The sequence below is a fragment of the Paraburkholderia sp. genome, from assembly GCF_035948235.1.
GTDB lineage: Bacteria > Pseudomonadota > Gammaproteobacteria > Burkholderiales > Burkholderiaceae > Paraburkholderia.
On the sequence record NZ_DASZJJ010000115.1, the window covers coordinates 25,067 to 42,394 of the forward strand.

At 62.7% G+C, this 17,328-nt stretch carries 17 protein-coding genes; 14 read left to right on the forward strand and 3 right to left on the reverse strand.

What is annotated here, in order from left to right:
• Positions 1 to 15 precede the first annotated feature (15 nt).
• A complete protein-coding gene (locus VG320_RS10215; protein ID WP_327199991.1) occupies positions 16 to 480 on the forward strand; it encodes an NfeD family protein in 465 nt (154 codons plus the stop codon).
• Positions 481 to 534: 54 nt separating this feature from the next.
• Positions 535 to 1,491: a stomatin-like protein gene (locus VG320_RS10220; RefSeq protein WP_327199992.1), complete on the forward strand. Its 957-nt coding sequence runs from the start codon at positions 535 to 537 to the stop codon at positions 1,489 to 1,491.
• 84 nt (positions 1,492 to 1,575) lie between these two features.
• Here the strand turns inward: VG320_RS10220 and smpB are convergent, their stop codons facing one another.
• Entirely contained in the window at positions 1,576 to 2,022 is a 447-nt protein-coding gene (smpB, locus tag VG320_RS10225; RefSeq protein WP_327200026.1) for an SsrA-binding protein SmpB, read from the reverse strand.
• Between the two features lie 102 nt (positions 2,023 to 2,124).
• Here smpB and VG320_RS10230 point away from each other — a divergent pair, with 102 nt between their 5' ends.
• Together VG320_RS10230 and VG320_RS10235 are read left to right on the forward strand one after the other, a co-directional pair.
• A complete protein-coding gene (locus tag VG320_RS10230; RefSeq protein ID WP_327199993.1) occupies positions 2,125 to 2,562 on the forward strand; it encodes a type II toxin-antitoxin system RatA family toxin in 438 nt (145 codons plus the stop codon).
• 2 nt (positions 2,563 to 2,564) lie between these two features.
• Entirely contained in the window at positions 2,565 to 2,912 is a 348-nt protein-coding gene (locus VG320_RS10235) for an RnfH family protein (protein ID WP_327199994.1), read from the forward strand.
• Positions 2,913 to 2,919: 7 nt separating this feature from the next.
• On the opposite strand, the gene VG320_RS10240 is transcribed toward VG320_RS10235, so the two are convergent.
• Entirely contained in the window at positions 2,920 to 3,963 is a 1,044-nt protein-coding gene (locus VG320_RS10240; protein WP_327199995.1) for a DMT family transporter, read from the reverse strand.
• A gap of 283 nt (positions 3,964 to 4,246) precedes the next feature.
• Between VG320_RS10240 and guaB the strand changes: the two genes are divergently transcribed.
• The 3 genes from guaB (at position 4,247) to guaA (ending at position 8,208) form a co-directional block, all read left to right on the forward strand.
• On the forward strand, positions 4,247 to 5,707 hold the full coding sequence (gene guaB, locus VG320_RS10245; RefSeq protein WP_327199996.1) for an IMP dehydrogenase: 1,461 nt from the start codon (positions 4,247 to 4,249) through the stop codon (positions 5,705 to 5,707).
• Between the two features lie 6 nt (positions 5,708 to 5,713).
• On the forward strand, positions 5,714 to 6,415 hold the full coding sequence (locus tag VG320_RS10250; protein WP_327199997.1) for a hypothetical protein: 702 nt from the start codon (positions 5,714 to 5,716) through the stop codon (positions 6,413 to 6,415).
• Positions 6,416 to 6,624: 209 nt separating this feature from the next.
• A complete protein-coding gene (guaA, locus tag VG320_RS10255) occupies positions 6,625 to 8,208 on the forward strand; it encodes a glutamine-hydrolyzing GMP synthase (protein WP_327199998.1) in 1,584 nt (527 codons plus the stop codon).
• Positions 8,209 to 8,445: 237 nt separating this feature from the next.
• On the opposite strand, the gene VG320_RS10260 is transcribed toward guaA, so the two are convergent.
• Complete coding sequence (locus tag VG320_RS10260; RefSeq protein WP_327199999.1) at positions 8,446 to 8,919, reverse strand: Lrp/AsnC family transcriptional regulator; 474 nt, start codon at positions 8,917 to 8,919, stop codon at positions 8,446 to 8,448.
• Positions 8,920 to 9,179: 260 nt separating this feature from the next.
• On the opposite strand from VG320_RS10260, the gene VG320_RS10265 reads away from it, so the two are divergent.
• The 7 genes from VG320_RS10265 (at position 9,180) to VG320_RS10295 (ending at position 17,289) form a co-directional block, all read left to right on the forward strand.
• On the forward strand, positions 9,180 to 10,595 hold the full coding sequence (locus VG320_RS10265) for an amino acid permease (protein WP_327200000.1): 1,416 nt from the start codon (positions 9,180 to 9,182) through the stop codon (positions 10,593 to 10,595).
• 115 nt (positions 10,596 to 10,710) lie between these two features.
• Positions 10,711 to 11,907: an amino acid aminotransferase gene (locus tag VG320_RS10270; protein WP_327200001.1), complete on the forward strand. Its 1,197-nt coding sequence runs from the start codon at positions 10,711 to 10,713 to the stop codon at positions 11,905 to 11,907.
• Between the two features lie 481 nt (positions 11,908 to 12,388).
• Positions 12,389 to 12,790 (forward strand): DnaJ family domain-containing protein, encoded by a 402-nt coding sequence (locus VG320_RS10275; protein WP_327200002.1) that lies wholly within the window; start codon positions 12,389 to 12,391, stop codon positions 12,788 to 12,790.
• An 11-nt stretch (positions 12,791 to 12,801) separates the two neighbouring features.
• Positions 12,802 to 13,452 (forward strand): tRNA adenosine(34) deaminase TadA, encoded by a 651-nt coding sequence (tadA, locus tag VG320_RS10280; protein ID WP_327200027.1) that lies wholly within the window; start codon positions 12,802 to 12,804, stop codon positions 13,450 to 13,452.
• A gap of 65 nt (positions 13,453 to 13,517) precedes the next feature.
• Entirely contained in the window at positions 13,518 to 14,444 is a 927-nt protein-coding gene (gene ldcA, locus VG320_RS10285) for a muramoyltetrapeptide carboxypeptidase (protein ID WP_327200003.1), read from the forward strand.
• 297 nt (positions 14,445 to 14,741) lie between these two features.
• Positions 14,742 to 15,476, forward strand: a complete 735-nt coding sequence (locus VG320_RS10290) for a GntR family transcriptional regulator (RefSeq protein WP_327200004.1) — start codon at positions 14,742 to 14,744, stop codon at positions 15,474 to 15,476.
• Positions 15,477 to 15,774: 298 nt separating this feature from the next.
• Positions 15,775 to 17,289 (forward strand): NCS1 family nucleobase:cation symporter-1, encoded by a 1,515-nt coding sequence (locus VG320_RS10295; protein ID WP_327200005.1) that lies wholly within the window; start codon positions 15,775 to 15,777, stop codon positions 17,287 to 17,289.
• Positions 17,290 to 17,328 lie beyond the last annotated feature (39 nt).

The window sequence follows — 17,328 nt, forward strand, 5'->3', positions numbered from 1 at the left end:
CTTTGGGAGGTCGACGTGGGTCCGCATGGTGTGTTCTGGTGGATCGGCGCGGGCGTGCTGATCGTGGCCGAGTTGATGACCGGCACCTTCTATCTGTTGATGATCGCGCTCGGATTTCTGGCAGGCGTCGTGGCCTTCGAGCTGGACGCGCCGCTCGACCTGCAGCTTGTGGCGGCCGCGCTGGTGGCGCTTATCGCTGTGATCGCGCTGCGGCGCTCGCGCTTTGGGCGCAGGCGGCGCATGGTCGATGCGTCGAGCGACCCCGGTGTGAATCTCGACATCGGCTCGACGCTCACGGTGGCCGCGTGGCATGAAGGCCGCGCGCGCACGATGTATCGCGGCGCCGAATGGGACGTCGAACTCGCGCCCGGCGAGCCCGAAGACGCCCATCTCTATCAGATCAAGGCTGTACGGGGCAGTTGCCTCATCGTTGCGGCCGCACAGGGCGACGTGACGGGCGTCGGTGCACGCCACGCCTGAATGCGTCCGAACGAAGCTGAATGAAGCGTCTGAACTAAGCAAAAGGGGAAGCGCATGCAAGTACCAGTTGTCGGGCTGATTCTGCTCGTGATCGTCATCGTCCTGATCTCCAAGACCGTCAAGATCGTGCCGCAGCAACACGCGTGGGTGCTGGAGCGGCTGGGCCGCTACCACGCCACGCTCACGCCGGGTCTCACGATCGTGCTGCCGTTCATCGACCGCGTGGCCTACAAGCACGTGCTCAAGGAAATCCCGCTCGACGTGCCCAGCCAGATCTGTATCACGCGCGACAACACGCAGTTGCAGGTGGACGGCGTGCTGTATTTCCAGGTGACCGATCCGATGAAGGCGTCGTATGGATCGAGCAACTTTGTGTTTGCGATCACGCAGCTGTCGCAGACGACGCTGCGCTCGGTGATCGGCAAGCTCGAACTCGACAAGACCTTCGAAGAGCGCGATTTCATCAACCACAGCGTGGTGTCGTCGCTCGACGAGGCGGCGTCGAACTGGGGTGTGAAGGTGCTGCGCTACGAGATCAAGGATCTCACGCCGCCCAAGGAGATCCTTCATGCGATGCAGGCGCAGATCACCGCCGAGCGTGAAAAACGTGCGCTGATCGCGGCGTCGGAAGGGCGCAAGCAGGAGCAGATCAACCTGGCAGCGGGCGCGCGCGAGGCGGCGATCCAGAAGTCCGAAGGCGAGCGGCAGGCTGCGATCAATCAGGCGCAGGGTCAGGCGGCGGCGATTCTGGCCGTCGCGGAGGCGAATGCGACCGCGATCCAGAAGATCGGCAACTCGATCCAGGCGCAGGGCGGCATGGATGCGGTCAACCTCAAGGTCGCCGAACAGTACGTGACGGCCTTCGGCAATCTGGCGAAGCAGGGCAATACGCTGATCGTGCCGGGCAATATGAGCGATCTGAGTTCGATGATTGCGTCGGCGCTGACGATCGTGAACCGCACGGGCATGAAGGAAACGCAGATGACCCGGGACACCACCAAAGGCGTTTGAGCTTTCGGTCCAATGTGACAGAACGAAAAAAGGGCGGCCGGGGCCGCCCTTTTTCATGTCTGAGGGATTAGCGCGCTTGGCGCTTCAGGTGGGGTTGCGCATCAGGCGCGCCTTTTCGCGCTGCCAGTCGCGCTGCTTCTCGGTTTCGCGCTTGTCGTGCAGCTTCTTGCCCTTGGCCAGGCCAATTTCGCACTTCACGCGCCCGCCCTTGTAGTGGAAGTTCAGCGGCACGATCGTGAAGCCGCGCTGCTCGACCTTGCCGATCAGTTTGTCGATTTCCTCGCGGTGCAGCAGCAGCTTGCGGGTGCGCGTGGGGTCGGGCTGGATGTGGGTCGAGACTTCGGGCAGCGGGCTGATGTGCACGCCGATCAGGTAAAGCTCGCCATCCTTGATGATGACGTAGGCTTCCTTGATGTTGGCCCGCCCGGCGCGCATCGCCTTGACCTCCCATCCTTCGAGCACGAGCCCCGCCTCGTGGCGCTCTTCGATGAAGTAATCGAAGAAGGCTTTTCTGTTGTCGATGATGCTCATAGGAAAATGGGAAACGCCCAACTCGTTTAAAATTACGATTTTAGCAAAGCGGGCCAGCGAAAGCCCGTGGCGCATTCACCCTTGCATCGCATTGCGCAATTTATGGCGGATGTCCAGAAAACCGTGTTGATTCGCCATTCGGCGGAACAGATGTTCGACCTCGTCACCGATGTCGACGACTATCCCAACTTCCTGCCGTGGTGCGGCGGCGTCGAGGTTCGCCGCAAGGACGAAGCCGGCATGGAGGCCAAGATCGATATCAACTTCAAGGGCATCAAGCAGCACTTCGCCACGCGTAACGTGCAGAAGCGCCCTGAATACATCGATATGGAGTTCACTGACGGCCCTTTCAAGAAGTTCACCGGGTCGTGGCGCTTCACGCCGCTGCGCGCGGACGCCTGCAAGATCGAGTTCGCGTTGCACTACGAGTTTTCTAACATCATTCTCGAAAAAATCATCGGTCCGGTGTTCCATCACATCGCGAACACCTTCGTCGATTCCTTCGTGAAGCGCGCCGATCAGCGCTACGGCAAGGCCTGAGCATGAGCGCGAACTCAACTTCCAGCGGCCTCAATGTCGATGTCTGCTACGCGCTGGCGGACGCGCAGACCCTCATCGGCGTGCAGTTGCCGGCTGGCGCCACCGTGCAGCAGGCCATCGATGCCAGCGGCATATTGACGCGCCATCCCGAGATCGATCTGACGAAGCTGAAGGTAGGCGTGTACGGCAAGCTCAAGCCGCTCGACGCCGAACTCGCCGATCACGACCGCGTGGAGATCTATCGGCCGCTGGTCGTGGATCCCAAGACCGCACGTCAGCGCCGCGTCGACAAAACCCGCAAGGCGGGTTCGATCGAAGGGCGCAAGTGGCAGAACAAGGATTCGCGCTGAGCTTGCTTTAGTTGGCTATGCGGCGCCGTTCCGTGCCGCTCCCCGCGTCTTTCTCCGCATGCCCGATGCCGGGCAAATCGCCTTCCGGCACGATGCCGTCACCGTGCATCATGTCCTCCGGACCGCCCGCATGCTGTCGCACCGACCAGCTCACGCCCACCACCAGCAGCACGATGGCCGCGATTTCCAGTCCGCGCGGCAGACGGTGATCGTAGATAAAGCCGTAGAGCAGGGCGAACAGCGTTTCGAACACGATCATCTGCCCTGAAAGCGTGAGCGGCAGACGCTTGGCGGCGGCGTTCCACAGACCGTTGCCGAGCCACGACGCGCCGATCGCCAGCACGAGGTTGAGTTGCCAGAACGTCGTCCAGCGTCCATCGGCGACCGTGTCCTGGGCCACGCCGGCCGGCATCACCAGAATCGCGAGCCACAGCAAACCGCCCAGCGCACCTGTTACGACGCCCCAGAGCACCGACCATTCGTTGCCGCTGAAGTGCGCATTGCGTTGCAGATAGCGCGAGTTTTCCACCGCGAACCACGTCCAGCAGATCAGCGCGCCCACCGCGCAGGAAATCCCCGCGATTTTCGTCAGCGTCGTTGTGTGATCGCCCGCGCTGGCGGACGCCGTGAACACATCGACGTTGATGCAGACGATGCCCGCGGCGATCATCGCGAGCGGCCAGACCAGCTTTGAGAGCGGCACGGCGCCATGGTCCGCGCGCCCCAGCAGCGTAACCGTTACCGGCAGCACGCCGACGATCAGCGACGCCGGAGCGATGCCCACGAGGTGGATGGCGCTCGCCAGAAAGAGGTAATAAAGCAGATTGCCCATCAACGCGAGCTTCACGAGCGCAATCAGATCTTCGCGCGTGAGGCGCGGCCAGACGCGTTTGAGCATCGGCAGCAGGGCGGCCAGTGAAACGAGCCCATACATCGCGTAGCGTCCAGCGCTCAGGAGCAACGGTGAGAAGTCCGCCAGTTGCCGGGGCACCACGAACACGGTTCCCCATAACGCTCCGGCGAGCACGCCGTACAACACACCACGCTGCATTTCGATTGCCTCCGCAAGTCATTTATTCCGGTTCAACGGAGCGCAGCTTAACTGTGGCGACGGGTTGGCGTCTTGTTCAATCCTGCACGCCGCATGCGTATCGTTCGTCGGGCGGTCATGCGCGATGAATCGAAATTCGGGTCGGAAACCCTTCTCCAGCGGCCCTGAGCGGCGACGCCCGAACCTCAAAAAAATCCCGTAATCGGCGCTAAGCTACTGTACGCGCTGATGATTTCCAGGGCGCTATCCCGTATAATCTGCTTTTGCGCCTATAGGATTTGCCATGCGTCTGATCCAGAAAGCACTCACGTTCGATGACGTGCTCCTCGTTCCCGCCTTCTCCGACGTTCTCCCGCGCGACACCAGCCTGAAGACCCGGCTGACCCGCAATATCTCCCTGAACATTCCGCTCGTCTCTGCCGCGATGGACACCGTCACGGAAGGGCGTCTTGCTATCGCCATGGCGCAGCAGGGTGGCGTCGGTATCGTCCACAAGAACCTCACGCCGGCTGAGCAGGCGCGCGAAGTCGCGAAAGTGAAGCGTTTCGAGTCGGGCGTCGTGCGTGATCCGATCACCGTGCCGCCGCAGATGAAGGTCGCGGACGTCATCGCGCTGTCGCAGCAGCATGGCATCTCGGGCTTCCCGGTCGTTGAAGGCGCACAGCTCGTCGGTATCGTTACTAACCGCGACCTGCGTTTTGAAACCCGTCTGGACGAGCCGGTGCGCTCGATCATGACGCCGCGCGAGCGCCTCGTCACCGTCAAGGAAGGCACGCCGCTCGCCGAAGCGAAGTCGCTCATGCACAGCCACCGTCTCGAACGCGTGCTGGTTGTGAACGATGCGTTCGAACTGCGTGGCCTGATGACCGTCAAGGACATCACCAAGCAGACCGAACACCCGGCCGCCTGTAAGGACGAACACGGCAAGCTGCGCGCGGGTGCGGCAGTCGGCGTGGGTCCGGACAACGAAGAGCGTGTCGAGCTGCTGGTGCAGGCCGGCGTCGACGTGATCGTCGTCGATACGGCGCACGGCCACAGCAAGGGCGTGCTCGAGCGCGTTCGCTGGGTCAAGCAGAACTTCCCGCACGTCGAAGTCATCGGCGGCAACATCGCGACGGCGGATGCCGCGCGTGCGCTGGTCGAATACGGCGCGGACGGCGTGAAGGTCGGTATCGGCCCGGGCTCGATCTGCACGACGCGTATCGTCGCAGGTGTGGGCGTGCCGCAGATCACGGCGATCTCGAATGTTGCAGAAGCGCTCAAGGGCACCGGCGTGCCGTGCATCGCCGACGGTGGCGTGCGCTACTCGGGCGACGTGTCGAAGGCGCTGGCCGCCGGCGCGAACGCCGTGATGATGGGCAGCATGTTTGCAGGCACCGAAGAGTCGCCGGGCGACGTGTTCCTGTTCCAGGGCCGCCAGTACAAGTCGTACCGCGGCATGGGCTCGGTTGGCGCAATGAAGGACGGCGCGGCTGACCGTTACTTCCAGGACAACTCGGCGAACATCGACAAGCTCGTGCCGGAAGGCATCGAAGGCCGTGTGGCCTACAAGGGCCCGATCAACGCGATCCTGTTCCAGATGATCGGCGGCGTGCGCGCCTCGATGGGCTACTGCGGTTGCCGCACGATCGACGAACTGCACACGAAGGCGGAGTTCGTGCAGATCACGGGTGCGGGCCTGAATGAATCGCACGTTCACGACGTGCAGATCACCAAGGAAGCGCCCAACTACCACGTGGACTAAGCCTCGATGAAGCCGCTGCTGCGCGTAGTGCTGATTGCCGATGCGTTGTTGCTGCTGGGGTTTGGCGTGCTGTTTCTTCTCACGCCCTGGACCCAGCTCTACGACGCGTTGCAACTGGTGCAGGCGCAGCCGGCGCTCATCGGACAGGCGTTCGGTGTGGTGCTGCTCGGTTTTGGCTGGCTCGCGCTGCGTGCGGCCTTCGACGGCGCGCTGACCGCCACGGTCGGTCGCACGGCGGGCCACGTCAACTGGATTGCCGGTGTGCTGATGCTGGTCTGGCTGATTGGCTTGCACACGCCGCAGCTGACGGGCTTCGGCCAGTTGGTGGCCGGTGCGGTGGCGCTCTGCCTGATCGTCATCGGATTGGGTGGTGCGCGTCTGGCGGGAATGGTCAAGCTGCGCGACAAGGCGCTGGCGGCTGAAGCCGCGGCGCAACAGCGTGAGGCGCGCGTTGCAGCCAAAGGCAGGCGTGATGAACCGGTGGTGTATGCGAAGCCGGGTTTCTCGCATGTAAAGACCGCGCCGGTTGCTGTGCCTGTTGAACCTGTGGCGCCAGCGACTGCAGAAACATACGCAGCACCGGTTGCGCCGGTGGTCGCGCCACACGCGACGACGGTGCAGGCCGAACAAGCCGAAGCAGCCGAACAGGCGCGCCAGAGCGCCCGCGACGAAGCCGCCGACGCGCAGCGGCCACCGCTGCGAGGTTGAGGTGCGATGCGCGTCGACGCCAACCGTCAGACGCGACATCCGCCAGAGTGCGCCCAGACCTGCGCCCGAACCGCGCTGCACCGGACCCCCCGGTTTTGCCGCGCAGAGGCGCAGGCGCCCCGGGCGCCAATGAATTCACGCCGCGTGCGAGGCTTTCAGCCAGTGCGCGGCTTTCTGTATCCGTTCTTTTTTAGGTCTCGTCCGCTGCCATGCACGACAAAATCCTGATTCTCGACTTCGGTTCGCAAGTCACCCAGCTGATCGCGCGCCGTGTGCGCGAAGCCAACGTCTACTCGGAAATCCATCCCTACGACGTTGACGACGCCTTCATCCGCGAATTCGCACCGAAGGGCATCATCCTCTCGGGTGGCCCGAGCTCGGTCACCGAAACCGACACGCCGCGTGCACCGCAAGCCGTGTTCGAACTGGGCGTGCCGGTTCTTGGCATCTGCTACGGCATGCAGACGATGGCCGAACAGCTCGGCGGCAAGGTCGACGGCGGCCACCTGCGCGAATTCGGCTACGCCGAAGTGCGCGCGCGCAACCACACGAGCTTCCTCGACGGCATCGAAGACTTCCGTACGGCCGAAGGCCACGGCATGCTCAAGGTGTGGATGAGCCACGGCGACAAGGTCATCGAAATGCCGGCCGGCTTCCAGCTGATGGCATCGACCGAGTCGTGCCCGATCGCGGCCATGGCCGACGAAGCGCGCCACTTCTACGGCCTGCAATGGCACCCGGAAGTCACCCACACGGTGCAGGGCCGCGCAATGCTCGAACGCTTCGTGCTGGGCATCTGCGGCGCCAAGGCCGACTGGGAAATGGGTCACTACATCGACGAAGCCGTCGAAGCGATCCGCAAGCAGGTGGGCAAGGAGCACGTCATCCTGGGTCTGTCGGGCGGCGTGGATTCGTCGGTGGCGGCGGCGCTGCTGCATCGCGCGATCGGCGACCAGCTGACCTGCGTGTTCGTCGATCACGGTCTGCTGCGCCTGAATGAAGCCGAACAGGTCATGTCGATGTTCGCGGGCAATCTGGGCGTGAAGGTGATTCACGTCGACGCAAGCGAAGCGTTCCTGTCGAAGCTGGCGGGCGTGACCGATCCGGAAGCCAAGCGCAAGATCATCGGCGCGGAATTCGTCGAAGTGTTCCAGACCGAAGCGGGCAAGCTCACGGACGCCAAGTGGCTCGCACAGGGCACGATCTATCCGGACGTGATCGAATCGGCGGGCAAGGGCAAGAAGGGCACGCACACGATCAAGAGCCACCACAACGTGGGCGGCCTGCCGGAAACGTTGAACCTCAAGCTGCTCGAACCGCTGCGCGAACTGTTCAAGGACGAAGTGCGCGAACTGGGCGTGAAGCTCGGCCTGCCGCACGAGATGGTGTATCGCCATCCGTTCCCGGGCCCGGGTCTGGGCGTGCGTATCCTGGGTGAAGTGAAGCGCGATTTCGCGGATCTGCTGCGCCGCGCCGATGCGATCTTCATCGAGACGCTGCGTAACACCATCGACAAGGAAACCGGCAAGTCGTGGTACGAACTGACGAGCCAGGCGTTCGCGGTGTTCCTGCCGGTCAAGAGCGTGGGCGTGATGGGTGATGGCCGCACGTATGAGTATGTCGTCGCGCTGCGCGCAGTGCAGACGATGGACTTCATGACGGCGCACTGGGCGCATCTGCCGCATGAGCTGCTGGGCAATGTGTCGAACCGCATCATCAATGAAGTGCGCGGTATTAACCGTGTCGTGTACGACATCTCGGGCAAGCCGCCTGCGACGATTGAGTGGGAATAAGCGTCCCGCTTCGCTCGACGCGATAGACCGTCGGCGATAAGAGAAAAACCCGCGCACAGATCTTGATCTGGCGCGGGTTTTTTGTTTTCAGCGAATGAGTTGAGCTTCCTGTTATGGCGCCATTTCTCCGCTATTCAGGGTGCTAAAACGCAATCATCCCTCATCTGGGCGACCCAAATGAGATAAAATTGCGTATCCGCACTGGACTTATCCCAGCGAGCCGGCTTCATGCTCCGCTCACGCCTCCAACGGCATCGCGCTCGTCCCCTTGAGTTCATCGAGGCACACAATCGAATGCACGCTGCTGACGCCAGGCGCGCGCATGAGCGTGTCGAGCAGGAATTCGGATAGCGCCTTGAGATCGCGCGCCACCACCTTCAGTACGTAGTCGATATCGCCGGTCACGGAGTAGCACTCCTGCACTTGCGGCAGCGTTGCGATGAGCTCCTTGAACTTCACCAGCTCGCGCATGTGCCCGCGCTCCATCGTCACCTGAATGAACGCGACCACGCCGAAGCCGAGCGCCTGCGCGTCCAGCCTCGTCTCATAGCGCTTGATGATGCCCAGCTCTTCGAGCCGGCGGTGACGCCGCAAGGTCTGCGCGGGCGAGAGCTTCACAGCCGCGGCCAGTTCGAGGTTGGAGGCGCGTCCGTGCTCCTGCAGCGCGGCCAGAAGCCGCAGATCGATGGGGTCGAGGGCGAGTGTCTGCACTTTTCTTGCTCGGGATGAGTTCAATGCGAAACGAAATTGTACCAATCAGGGTTTGCCTGCGTATCAGATGAAATCATATTTTTCCTCGTCGCCTATACACTGGGCGCACCTGACAAGGCGGTCAGCCAGATGTGGCGGCCTTGGGAGCGCGCCGGCGCAGAAGGTTGTGCGCGCAATATTATTTCGCGCGGTCGCGCAGGGAACGGACCACGAATCCGCCTCCTTGCCGACGCATCGATAAAAAAGACACAGGAAGAGACATGGTTTCCACTACACCAGCCAAGCCTTCGGGCAGCCGCGGCGACGAGAACGGTCATCTCAAACGCGGCCTCAAGAATCGACACATCCAGTTGATCGCGCTCGGGGGCGCGATCGGCACCGGCCTGTTCCTCGGCATCGCACAGACGATCCAGACCGCCGGCCCTTCGGTGCTGCTCGGCTACGCGATCGCGGGCATCGTGGCGTTCTTCATCATGCGGCAGCTCGGCGAGATGGTCGTCGACGAGCCCGTGGCGGGTTCGTTCAGCTACTTCGCCGATAAGTACTTCGGCCCGTTCGCAGGTTTCCTCTCCGGCTGGAACTACTGGGTGCTCTACGTGCTCGTGAGCATGGCGGAGTTGTCGGCGGTCGGCATTTATATGCATTACTGGTGGCCCGCGTTGCCGACCTGGGTCTCGGCGCTGGTCTTTTTTGTCGTCATCAACGCCATCAATCTGGCGAGCGTGAAGTCGTACGGCGAACTCGAATTCTGGTTCGCGATCATCAAGGTGCTCGCGATCGTCGGCATGATCGCGTTTGGCGGCTGGCTGCTGCTTTCGGGCAATGCGGGACCGCAGGCCGGGATCTCGAACCTCTGGGCGCATGGCGGCTTTTTCCCGCATGGCGTTTCGGGTCTCGTGATGTCGATGGCGGTCGTGATGTTCTCGTTCGGCGGCCTGGAACTGGTCGGCATCACCGCGGCTGAAGCGGACGATCCCTCGCACACCATTCCGCGCGCGACCAACCAGGTGATCTATCGCATCCTGATTTTCTACGTCGGCGCATTGGGCGTGCTGCTTTCGCTCTATCCTTGGGAAAAGGTCGTGTCGGGCGGCAGCCCCTTCGTGCTGATCTTCCACGCGATGAACAGCAATATCGTGGCGCACATCCTGAATGTGGTCGTGCTCACCGCCGCACTGTCGGTGTACAACAGCGGCGTGTACTGCAATAGCCGCATGCTCTACGGTCTGGCGCAGCAGGGCAATGCGCCCAAGGCGCTGCTCAAGGTCAACAGCCGCGGCATTCCGCTGACGGCGCTTGCCGTGACGGCGGTGGCGACGGCGGCCTGTGTGGTCATCAACTACTTCATGCCGGGCAAGGCGTTCGAGTTGCTGATGGGGCTGGTGGTGTCGGCGCTCATCATCAACTGGGCGATGATCAGCCTGATTCACCTGAAGTTCCGCCGCGAGAAGGCGCGTGCCGGCGAGACGACGGTGTTTCGCAGCCTTGGCTATCCGTTCACGAATTACCTGTGTCTCGTGTTCCTCGCGGGTATCCTCGTGGTGATGTATCTGATTCCCGATCTGCGCATTTCCGTCTGGCTGATTCCCGTCTGGCTGGCGGTGCTCGGCGGCGCGTATCGCTTCTGGCGTCGTGGTGCGGCGCCCGCGCTGCACGGCGGCGTGCAGACGCGCTAAGTAAGGGCGAGGCGGGGCTTGTGGGGCAGAAGGGCGCGAGCCCGCCCCATGAACCCCGATCCGGCGCTTATCATCCGTATTCCAGCAAATTTCCCGTAACCGACAAGCTAAGGCCATGTTCGAACATATCGATGCCTATCCCGGCGACCCGATCCTCTCGCTCAACGAGAACTTCCAGAAAGATCCGCGGCAGAACAAGGTCAATCTGAGCATTGGCATCTATTTCGACGACGAAGGCCGTCTGCCGGTCATGAAGGCTGTCCACGAAGCGGAAGCCGCGCTGCTGAACGAGCCGGGCGCGAAGCCCTATCTGCCGATGGCCGGGTTCGCGCAGTATCGCGATGCGGTGCAGGCGCTGGTGTTCGGCGCCGAATGCCCGTCGCGCGCGGCAGGGCGAGTGGCCACGGTGCAGACGCTCGGCGGCTCGGGCGCGCTCAAGGTGGGTGCGGATTTCATCAAGCGCTATTTCCCGCAGAGCCAGGTGTGGGTGAGCGACCCGACGTGGGAAAACCATCGCTTCATTTTCGAGCGCGCGGGTTTTGAGGTGAACACCTACCCGTACTATGACGAAGCGACCGGCGGTCTGAAGTTCGACGCCATGCTCTCGGCCATCGACGCGTTGCCGGCGAAGAGCGTGGTGCTGCTGCACGCGTGCTGCCATAACCCGACCGGAGTCGATCTGGACGACGCCCAGTGGGTGCAGCTGATCGACGTGCTGCAAAAGCGCGATCTGCTGCCTTTCGTCGATATGGCGTATCAGGGCTTCGGCGCGGGTCTGGACGCGGACGCCTTCGCGGTGCGCGAACTGGGCCGTCGCGGTATCCCGGCGCTGGTGGCGAACTCGTTCTCGAAGAACTTCTCGCTGTACGGCGAGCGTTGCGGCGGTCTGCACGTGATCTGCGAAGACGCGGCGGCGGCCGATCGTGTGCTGGGCCAGTTGACGGGCTCGGTGCGCTCGAACTACAGCAACCCGCCGACCCACGGCGCGAAGCTCGTCACGCGCGTGCTGACGACGCCCGCGCTGCGTCAGTCGTGGGAAAGCGAGTTGGCGGCCATGTGCGAGCGTATCGCGCGCATGCGTGTAGCGATTCACGACGGCCTGAAGGCGCACGTGAGCGGCGAGGCGCTGTCGCGCTATGTGAAGCAACGCGGCATGTTCACGTACACGGGTCTGAGCGCGGAGCAGGTTGATCGGCTCAAGGAAGAGTTCGGCGTGTACATCCTGCGTTCGGGCCGCATGTGTGTGGCGGGCCTGAACGAGAAGAACGTGAGCATCGTGGTCGATGCCGTGGCCAAGGTGCTGAAGGACTAAGCCCCGTTTCAGTTGTTAAAGCGGCGCCCGATCCTCGGGCGCCGCTTCAGAATCGCATCCCCGTCCCCACTCCGCATACGCCTGCCGCGCCGCCGCCACTACCTCCCGCCGCGCCGCAAAACACGCTGCAACCGCTCAGACTGGCGCAGAGCAGTATGGAAACCGCCCCCAGAAGCACCATGCGCGTGATCGGGAAGCGGAAAAATGAAGAAGATTTCATCGTTGCCTGCACAAGTAAGGGAAGGGCACACCGCCTGGTTTGCTGGCGGTGAATCAAACGACCATACTTCCCCCGCTCAGGCACGCCTATCGGACGATTCCGGCTTTTCACGACCTTAGCTTGACGACGTTTTGCATGCGCCTTGCATCAAAACGTGTGGCTGTCAACGTGTACGGCCTCCATGTCGTCCATGTCGGACTCGCGCGGTCTTCCAGGTGTTACCCTGATAGAATCCCGTGGCCGCAACGTAGTGGATTGCTGATGAAATTGCTTGATGCCCTCGTCGAACAACGGATTGCCGCCGCAGCAGCGCGTGGCGATCTCGATGGGTTGCCCGGTGCCGGAGCGCCCCATGACCTCGACGACGACCTCTTCGTGCCCGAAGAAGTGCGTGTTGCGAACCGCATTCTGAAGAATGCCGGATTCGTGCCGCCCGCGGTCGAACAGCTTCGCGCCCTGCGCGATTTCGAAGAAGAACTCGCCAAGGTTGGCGACAAGGCCGCGCAGTGCCGTCTGCGCGCGCGTCTGCTCGCCCTCGATATGGCGCTGGAGTCGCTGCGCGGTGGACCGATGGTGGTGCCGCAGGAATATCGCCGCCGCATCGCCGAGCGGCTGTCCGAGCGCGCGGCCAGCGCCCAGGGTTTCGCGGCGGGTGCCGCTTGAGCGTGAGCGACATGACGCCGTCCGGCGCGCCCGACGATCAGCCCGCACAAGGCGACCTCGCACCCGAAGCCGCGGAGTCGCTGGCGGCTTCCTCTGAATCTCCCATTGTCTCCGAACCCGATCCCGTCACCGAACGCGACCGCCATTTCATGCGCCTCGCGCAGGCCGCCGCCGATAAGGCGCGCGCAGCCGGCGAAGTACCGGTTGGTGCGGTGCTGGTGCGCGGCGACGAAGTCATCGCGACGGGCTTCAATCATCCGATCGGCACGCATGATCCCTCGGCCCATGCCGAAATGGCGGCGCTGCGTGCGGCCGGTATCGCACTGGGTAACTACCGCTTGCCCGGCTGCGAGCTTTATGTGACCCTGGAACCGTGCCTCATGTGCGCGGGCGCGATCATGCATGCGCGCATCTCGCGCGTGGTGTACGGTGCGCGCGATCCGAAGACGGGCGCGTGCGGCAGTGTCGTCGATGCGTTTTCGAACGATCAGCTCAACCACCATACGAGCGTGGTGGGCGGCGTGCTCGAAACCGAATGCGGCGACGCGCTGCGCGCCTTCTTCGCCGAGCGCCGTCGGGCGAGCCGCGAAGCACGCCGCGCCGCCGCAGAGGCCAGCGCATCAGCCGTCCAGGCCGAGGCTGGCGGGACCGACTCTCACTGATTCACACCACCACGTCGCGCCGACGCAGCCTGATGGCGCTCTGGTGGAATTCGAACTAGTCGAACATGACCACCCATCGCACCATCGAACTGATTGCGCCGTCGGGCTATCCCCATGATCCGGAAGCCGTGCATCGCGGCATCGCGCGGCTGCGCGCGCAGGGGCATCGGGTTGAAAACATCGAAGCGACCGAGCGCCGTTTTCAGCGCTTTGCCGGCACCGACGGCCAGCGCGCCGCCGAACTGAATCGTCTGGCCGATCCCTCGCGCGCCTTGCCCGATGTCGCGCTGGCGGTGCGCGGCGGCTATGGCGCCGTGCGCATCCTGCACGGTCTCGACTATGAGGGGCTGCAGAAGCGGCTGGCGGATCAGCCCATCGCGCTGGTGGGCCATAGCGACTTCACTGCGATCCAGCTCGCGCTCTACGCGCGCGCGGGGCTCACGACGTTCGGCGGCCCGATGCTGCTGAGCGACTTCGGTGCACCGGAGCTGAGCAGCTTTACGATGCAGCACTTCTGGCAGGCGCTCACGCAGCCCGAATTCACGCTCAAGGTGAAGGCGCCGCAGACTCAGCATGCCGATGTCTCCGGCATGCTCTGGGGTGGCAATCTGGCCGTGCTCACGTCGCTGATCGGCACGCCGTATCTGCCGCCGGTGGAGGGCGGCATCCTGTTCGTCGAGGACGTCAACGAACAGCCGTTCCGCATCGAGCGGATGCTGTACCAGTTGCATCTCTCGGGCGTTCTCGCGCGCCAGAAGGCGCTCGTGCTCGGCGACTTCTCTGGCGGCAAGCCTTTCGATTACGACAACGGCTACGACATGCACGCGGTGGTGGAGCAGGTGCGAGCGCTGGCGGGCATTCCGGTCATTACCGGCCTGCCGTTCGGTCATATCGCGGATATGGTTACGCTGCCGTTCGGCGCCGATGCGCAGCTGAGCGCAAACGCACATGGGTTCGAGCTCAATGTGAGCGGTTATCCGCACCTCGGCTGATTTTGCCAGCGCCTTCGGGCGCTGTTTTCGATCGTCGTTATGCAACTAACAGCCAGAAAATCCTTCTTTAGCGAAATGTTCTAGAGCCCTCATCGACATAAATTGTTGACAAAAAATTGGGCCATTTGAGGGCATCCAGTCACCATGAAAGTGCGGCATTCCCCGTATTGAAGCGGATCTCACCAGAAGAATGCACGCGGCTGACCGGTCAGACCAGGCATCTTCCCCAGGTTCGTCGATAAAATTGTTGACAATCTTTATGTCCAAACTAGCATACCCAACATCAAGGTGACAGACATGGCCAAAGACGTGCAAAACGCTGCTACCGAAGCCGACGCGACCGGCACGAAGCCCGAAGCCATCGCCGCGCGCATCCGCGCCGCGATCCTCGAGCATCGTCTGCCGCCTGGCGCGAAGCTCACGGAAGCGCAGTTGTGCGAGGTGTTCAGTGTCAAGCGCGGGCCGATCCGCCAGGCGCTTGCGCTGCTCGCCACCGATCACCTCGTCGATCTGGAGCCGAATCGCGGCGCCTTCGTTGCCAGCCCGTCGCTCCAGGAGGTGCATGAAGTGTTCGAGATGCGTCGCATCATCGAACTGGCGGTGGTGGAGCGTGTGTGCAGCGCGCAGCACGGCACGCGGCGGCTCAAGAGCATCGGCGAAACCATCCGCCGCGAGCGCAAGGCTTTCGAGGGGCGTGATTTTCCGGCCTGGATTCGTCTTTCCGGGGAGTTCCACACCGAACTCGCGTCGCTCACCGGCAATACGGTCTTATGCGATTGCCTGAACGGACTCGTCGCGCGTTCAACGCTGATTTCGGCGCTCTACGAATCGCCCGGACGCAGCCCGTGCTCGTTCGACGATCACGAAGCGATTCTGGTGGCGCTGGAGGCCGGGCAAGCACAGGAAGCGGCCGCGCTGATGGTGCGCCACTTGCAGGGCGTGGAACTCAAGATGCTTGATCGGCCGACCGGTGCGTCGGTGGATCTGCAGGATGTTTTCGGCATGCGTGACGCAGCGGTTGCCGCGCGCTGACGTGTGACCGGTAGAAAGTGGGAACCCATGCGTTCCCGCAAGACTGAACTGAAGGACAACTGAATGATGCGCGGCGCGAGGCATGACGCCGCCGTGCAGGGAAGGAACGAAGGAATTGGGACGGCAGCGGCACGGCGGGTAGGGCGCCAAACGGCGACCGGCGCGGTGCACACGCTACGCCATCCACGCAGAGATCGCGGCAGCCGCATGAGTTTCTGCATCAGGCGGTGCAGCACGCGTTTTTTGAGGCGTTCAGGCGTCTTTTTTTCGTCGGCGTATCCATCCCAAGGAGCGGATCATGGCTCAGTTCAGCGCGTCACATGGCAGTCCGGCAGTGCCCACCTTCGACTCAGGCGATAGCAGCGACCCAGGCGACGGCATGCGCATGCCGGCCGGCTATAGCGAACGCCTCTATAACCACGACCTCGCGCCGCTCAAGGAACAGACCTGGGGCGCCTACAACATCTTCGCGTTCTGGATGTCCGACGTGCACAGCGTCGGCGGTTATGTGTTTGCTGGCAGCCTGTTCGCGCTGGGCCTCACGAGCTGGCAGGTGCTCGTCGCACTGATCGTCGGCATCTCGATCGTCAATGTGCTGTGCAACCTGATCGCGCGTCCCAGCCAGCGTCACGGCGTGCCGTATCCGGTGGCCTGCCGTGGCACCTTTGGTGTGCTCGGCGCCAATATTCCTGCGGTGATTCGCGGCCTGATCGCGGTTGCGTGGTATGGCATCCAGACCTTTCTTGCGTCGAGCGCGCTCGTTATTGTCGTGCTCAAGTTCGTCCCGCAACTGATGCCTTACGCCGATGTGCACAAGCACGGCATGCTGGGGCTTTCGACGGTGGGCTGGGCGGGCTTCATGACGCTGTGGGTGCTGCAGGCCCTTGTGTTCTGGAACGGCATGAACACCATCAAGAAGTTCATCGACTTCGCGGGGCCGGCTGTTTATGTGGTGATGTTCGCGCTCGCGGGCTACATGGTGTATCGCGCGGGCTGGCAGAACATCGGCCTTAACCTGGGCACCGTGAAGTATCACGGCGCGCAAGTGATCCCGGTGATGATTACGGCGATTGCGCTCGTGGTGTCGTATTTCTCGGGGCCGATGCTCAATTTCGGTGACTTCTCGCGTTACGGCAAGTCGCTGCGCAGCGTGCATCGCGGTAACTTCTGGGGTCTGCCGGTCAACTTCCTCGCATTTTCGCTGGTCACCGTCATCACGACTTCAGCCACGCTGCCTGTGTTCGGACAACTGATTACTGATCCGGTCGAAACCGTGGGCCGTATCGATCATCCGACGGCGGTGATTCTCGGCGCGCTGACCTTCACGATTGCCACCATCGGCATCAATATCGTCGCCAACTTCGTTTCTCCGGCCTTCGATTTTTCCAACGTCGCGCCGCGCCTGATTAGCTGGCGTGCAGGCGGCATGCTGGCCGCCGTGGCCTCGATCTTCATCACGCCGTGGAATCTCTTCAACAACCCGGCCGTGATTCACTACACGCTGGATGTGCTCGGCGCCTTCATCGGTCCTTTGTATGGTGTCCTGATTATTGACTTCTACCTCGTCAAGCGTGGCCGTCTTGCGGTGGACGATCTCTATACGGTGTCGCCCAAAGGCGCTTACTGGTACACCAACGGCGTGAACTGGCGTGCGGTTGCAGCGCTGCTGCCGGCTGCCGTGATCGCGATTCTGTGCGTGATGGTGCCGGCGCTGAGCAACGCGGCAAACTTCTCGTGGTTCATCGGCGCGGCGCTGGGCGCATTGTTCTATCGCGCGTTGACGATGGGCGAGCGCGCACGTGCGCAGGCCTGAATAACACGTGAATCTGCGTACCAACACGTGAAGATCAAG

What these genes read in the sequence shown, in the direction of transcription:
- VG320_RS10220 (WP_327199992.1), top strand. Translation starts at nt 535, where the DNA reads ATGCAAGTACCAGTTGTCGGGCTGATTCTGCTCGTGATCGTCATCGTC.
- smpB (WP_327200026.1), bottom strand. Translation starts at nt 2,022, where the DNA reads ATGAGCATCATCGACAACAGAAAAGCCTTCTTCGATTACTTCATCGAA.
- VG320_RS10230 (WP_327199993.1), top strand. Translation starts at nt 2,125, where the DNA reads ATGGCGGATGTCCAGAAAACCGTGTTGATTCGCCATTCGGCGGAACAG.
- VG320_RS10235 (WP_327199994.1), top strand. Translation starts at nt 2,565, where the DNA reads ATGAGCGCGAACTCAACTTCCAGCGGCCTCAATGTCGATGTCTGCTAC.
- VG320_RS10240 (WP_327199995.1), bottom strand. Translation starts at nt 3,963, where the DNA reads ATGCAGCGTGGTGTGTTGTACGGCGTGCTCGCCGGAGCGTTATGGGGA.
- guaB (WP_327199996.1), top strand. Translation starts at nt 4,247, where the DNA reads ATGCGTCTGATCCAGAAAGCACTCACGTTCGATGACGTGCTCCTCGTT.
- VG320_RS10250 (WP_327199997.1), top strand. Translation starts at nt 5,714, where the DNA reads ATGAAGCCGCTGCTGCGCGTAGTGCTGATTGCCGATGCGTTGTTGCTG.
- guaA (WP_327199998.1), top strand. Translation starts at nt 6,625, where the DNA reads ATGCACGACAAAATCCTGATTCTCGACTTCGGTTCGCAAGTCACCCAG.
- VG320_RS10265 (WP_327200000.1), top strand. Translation starts at nt 9,180, where the DNA reads ATGGTTTCCACTACACCAGCCAAGCCTTCGGGCAGCCGCGGCGACGAG.
- VG320_RS10270 (WP_327200001.1), top strand. Translation starts at nt 10,711, where the DNA reads ATGTTCGAACATATCGATGCCTATCCCGGCGACCCGATCCTCTCGCTC.
- VG320_RS10275 (WP_327200002.1), top strand. Translation starts at nt 12,389, where the DNA reads ATGAAATTGCTTGATGCCCTCGTCGAACAACGGATTGCCGCCGCAGCA.
- tadA (WP_327200027.1), top strand. Translation starts at nt 12,802, where the DNA reads ATGACGCCGTCCGGCGCGCCCGACGATCAGCCCGCACAAGGCGACCTC.
- ldcA (WP_327200003.1), top strand. Translation starts at nt 13,518, where the DNA reads ATGACCACCCATCGCACCATCGAACTGATTGCGCCGTCGGGCTATCCC.
- VG320_RS10290 (WP_327200004.1), top strand. Translation starts at nt 14,742, where the DNA reads ATGGCCAAAGACGTGCAAAACGCTGCTACCGAAGCCGACGCGACCGGC.
- VG320_RS10295 (WP_327200005.1), top strand. Translation starts at nt 15,775, where the DNA reads ATGGCTCAGTTCAGCGCGTCACATGGCAGTCCGGCAGTGCCCACCTTC.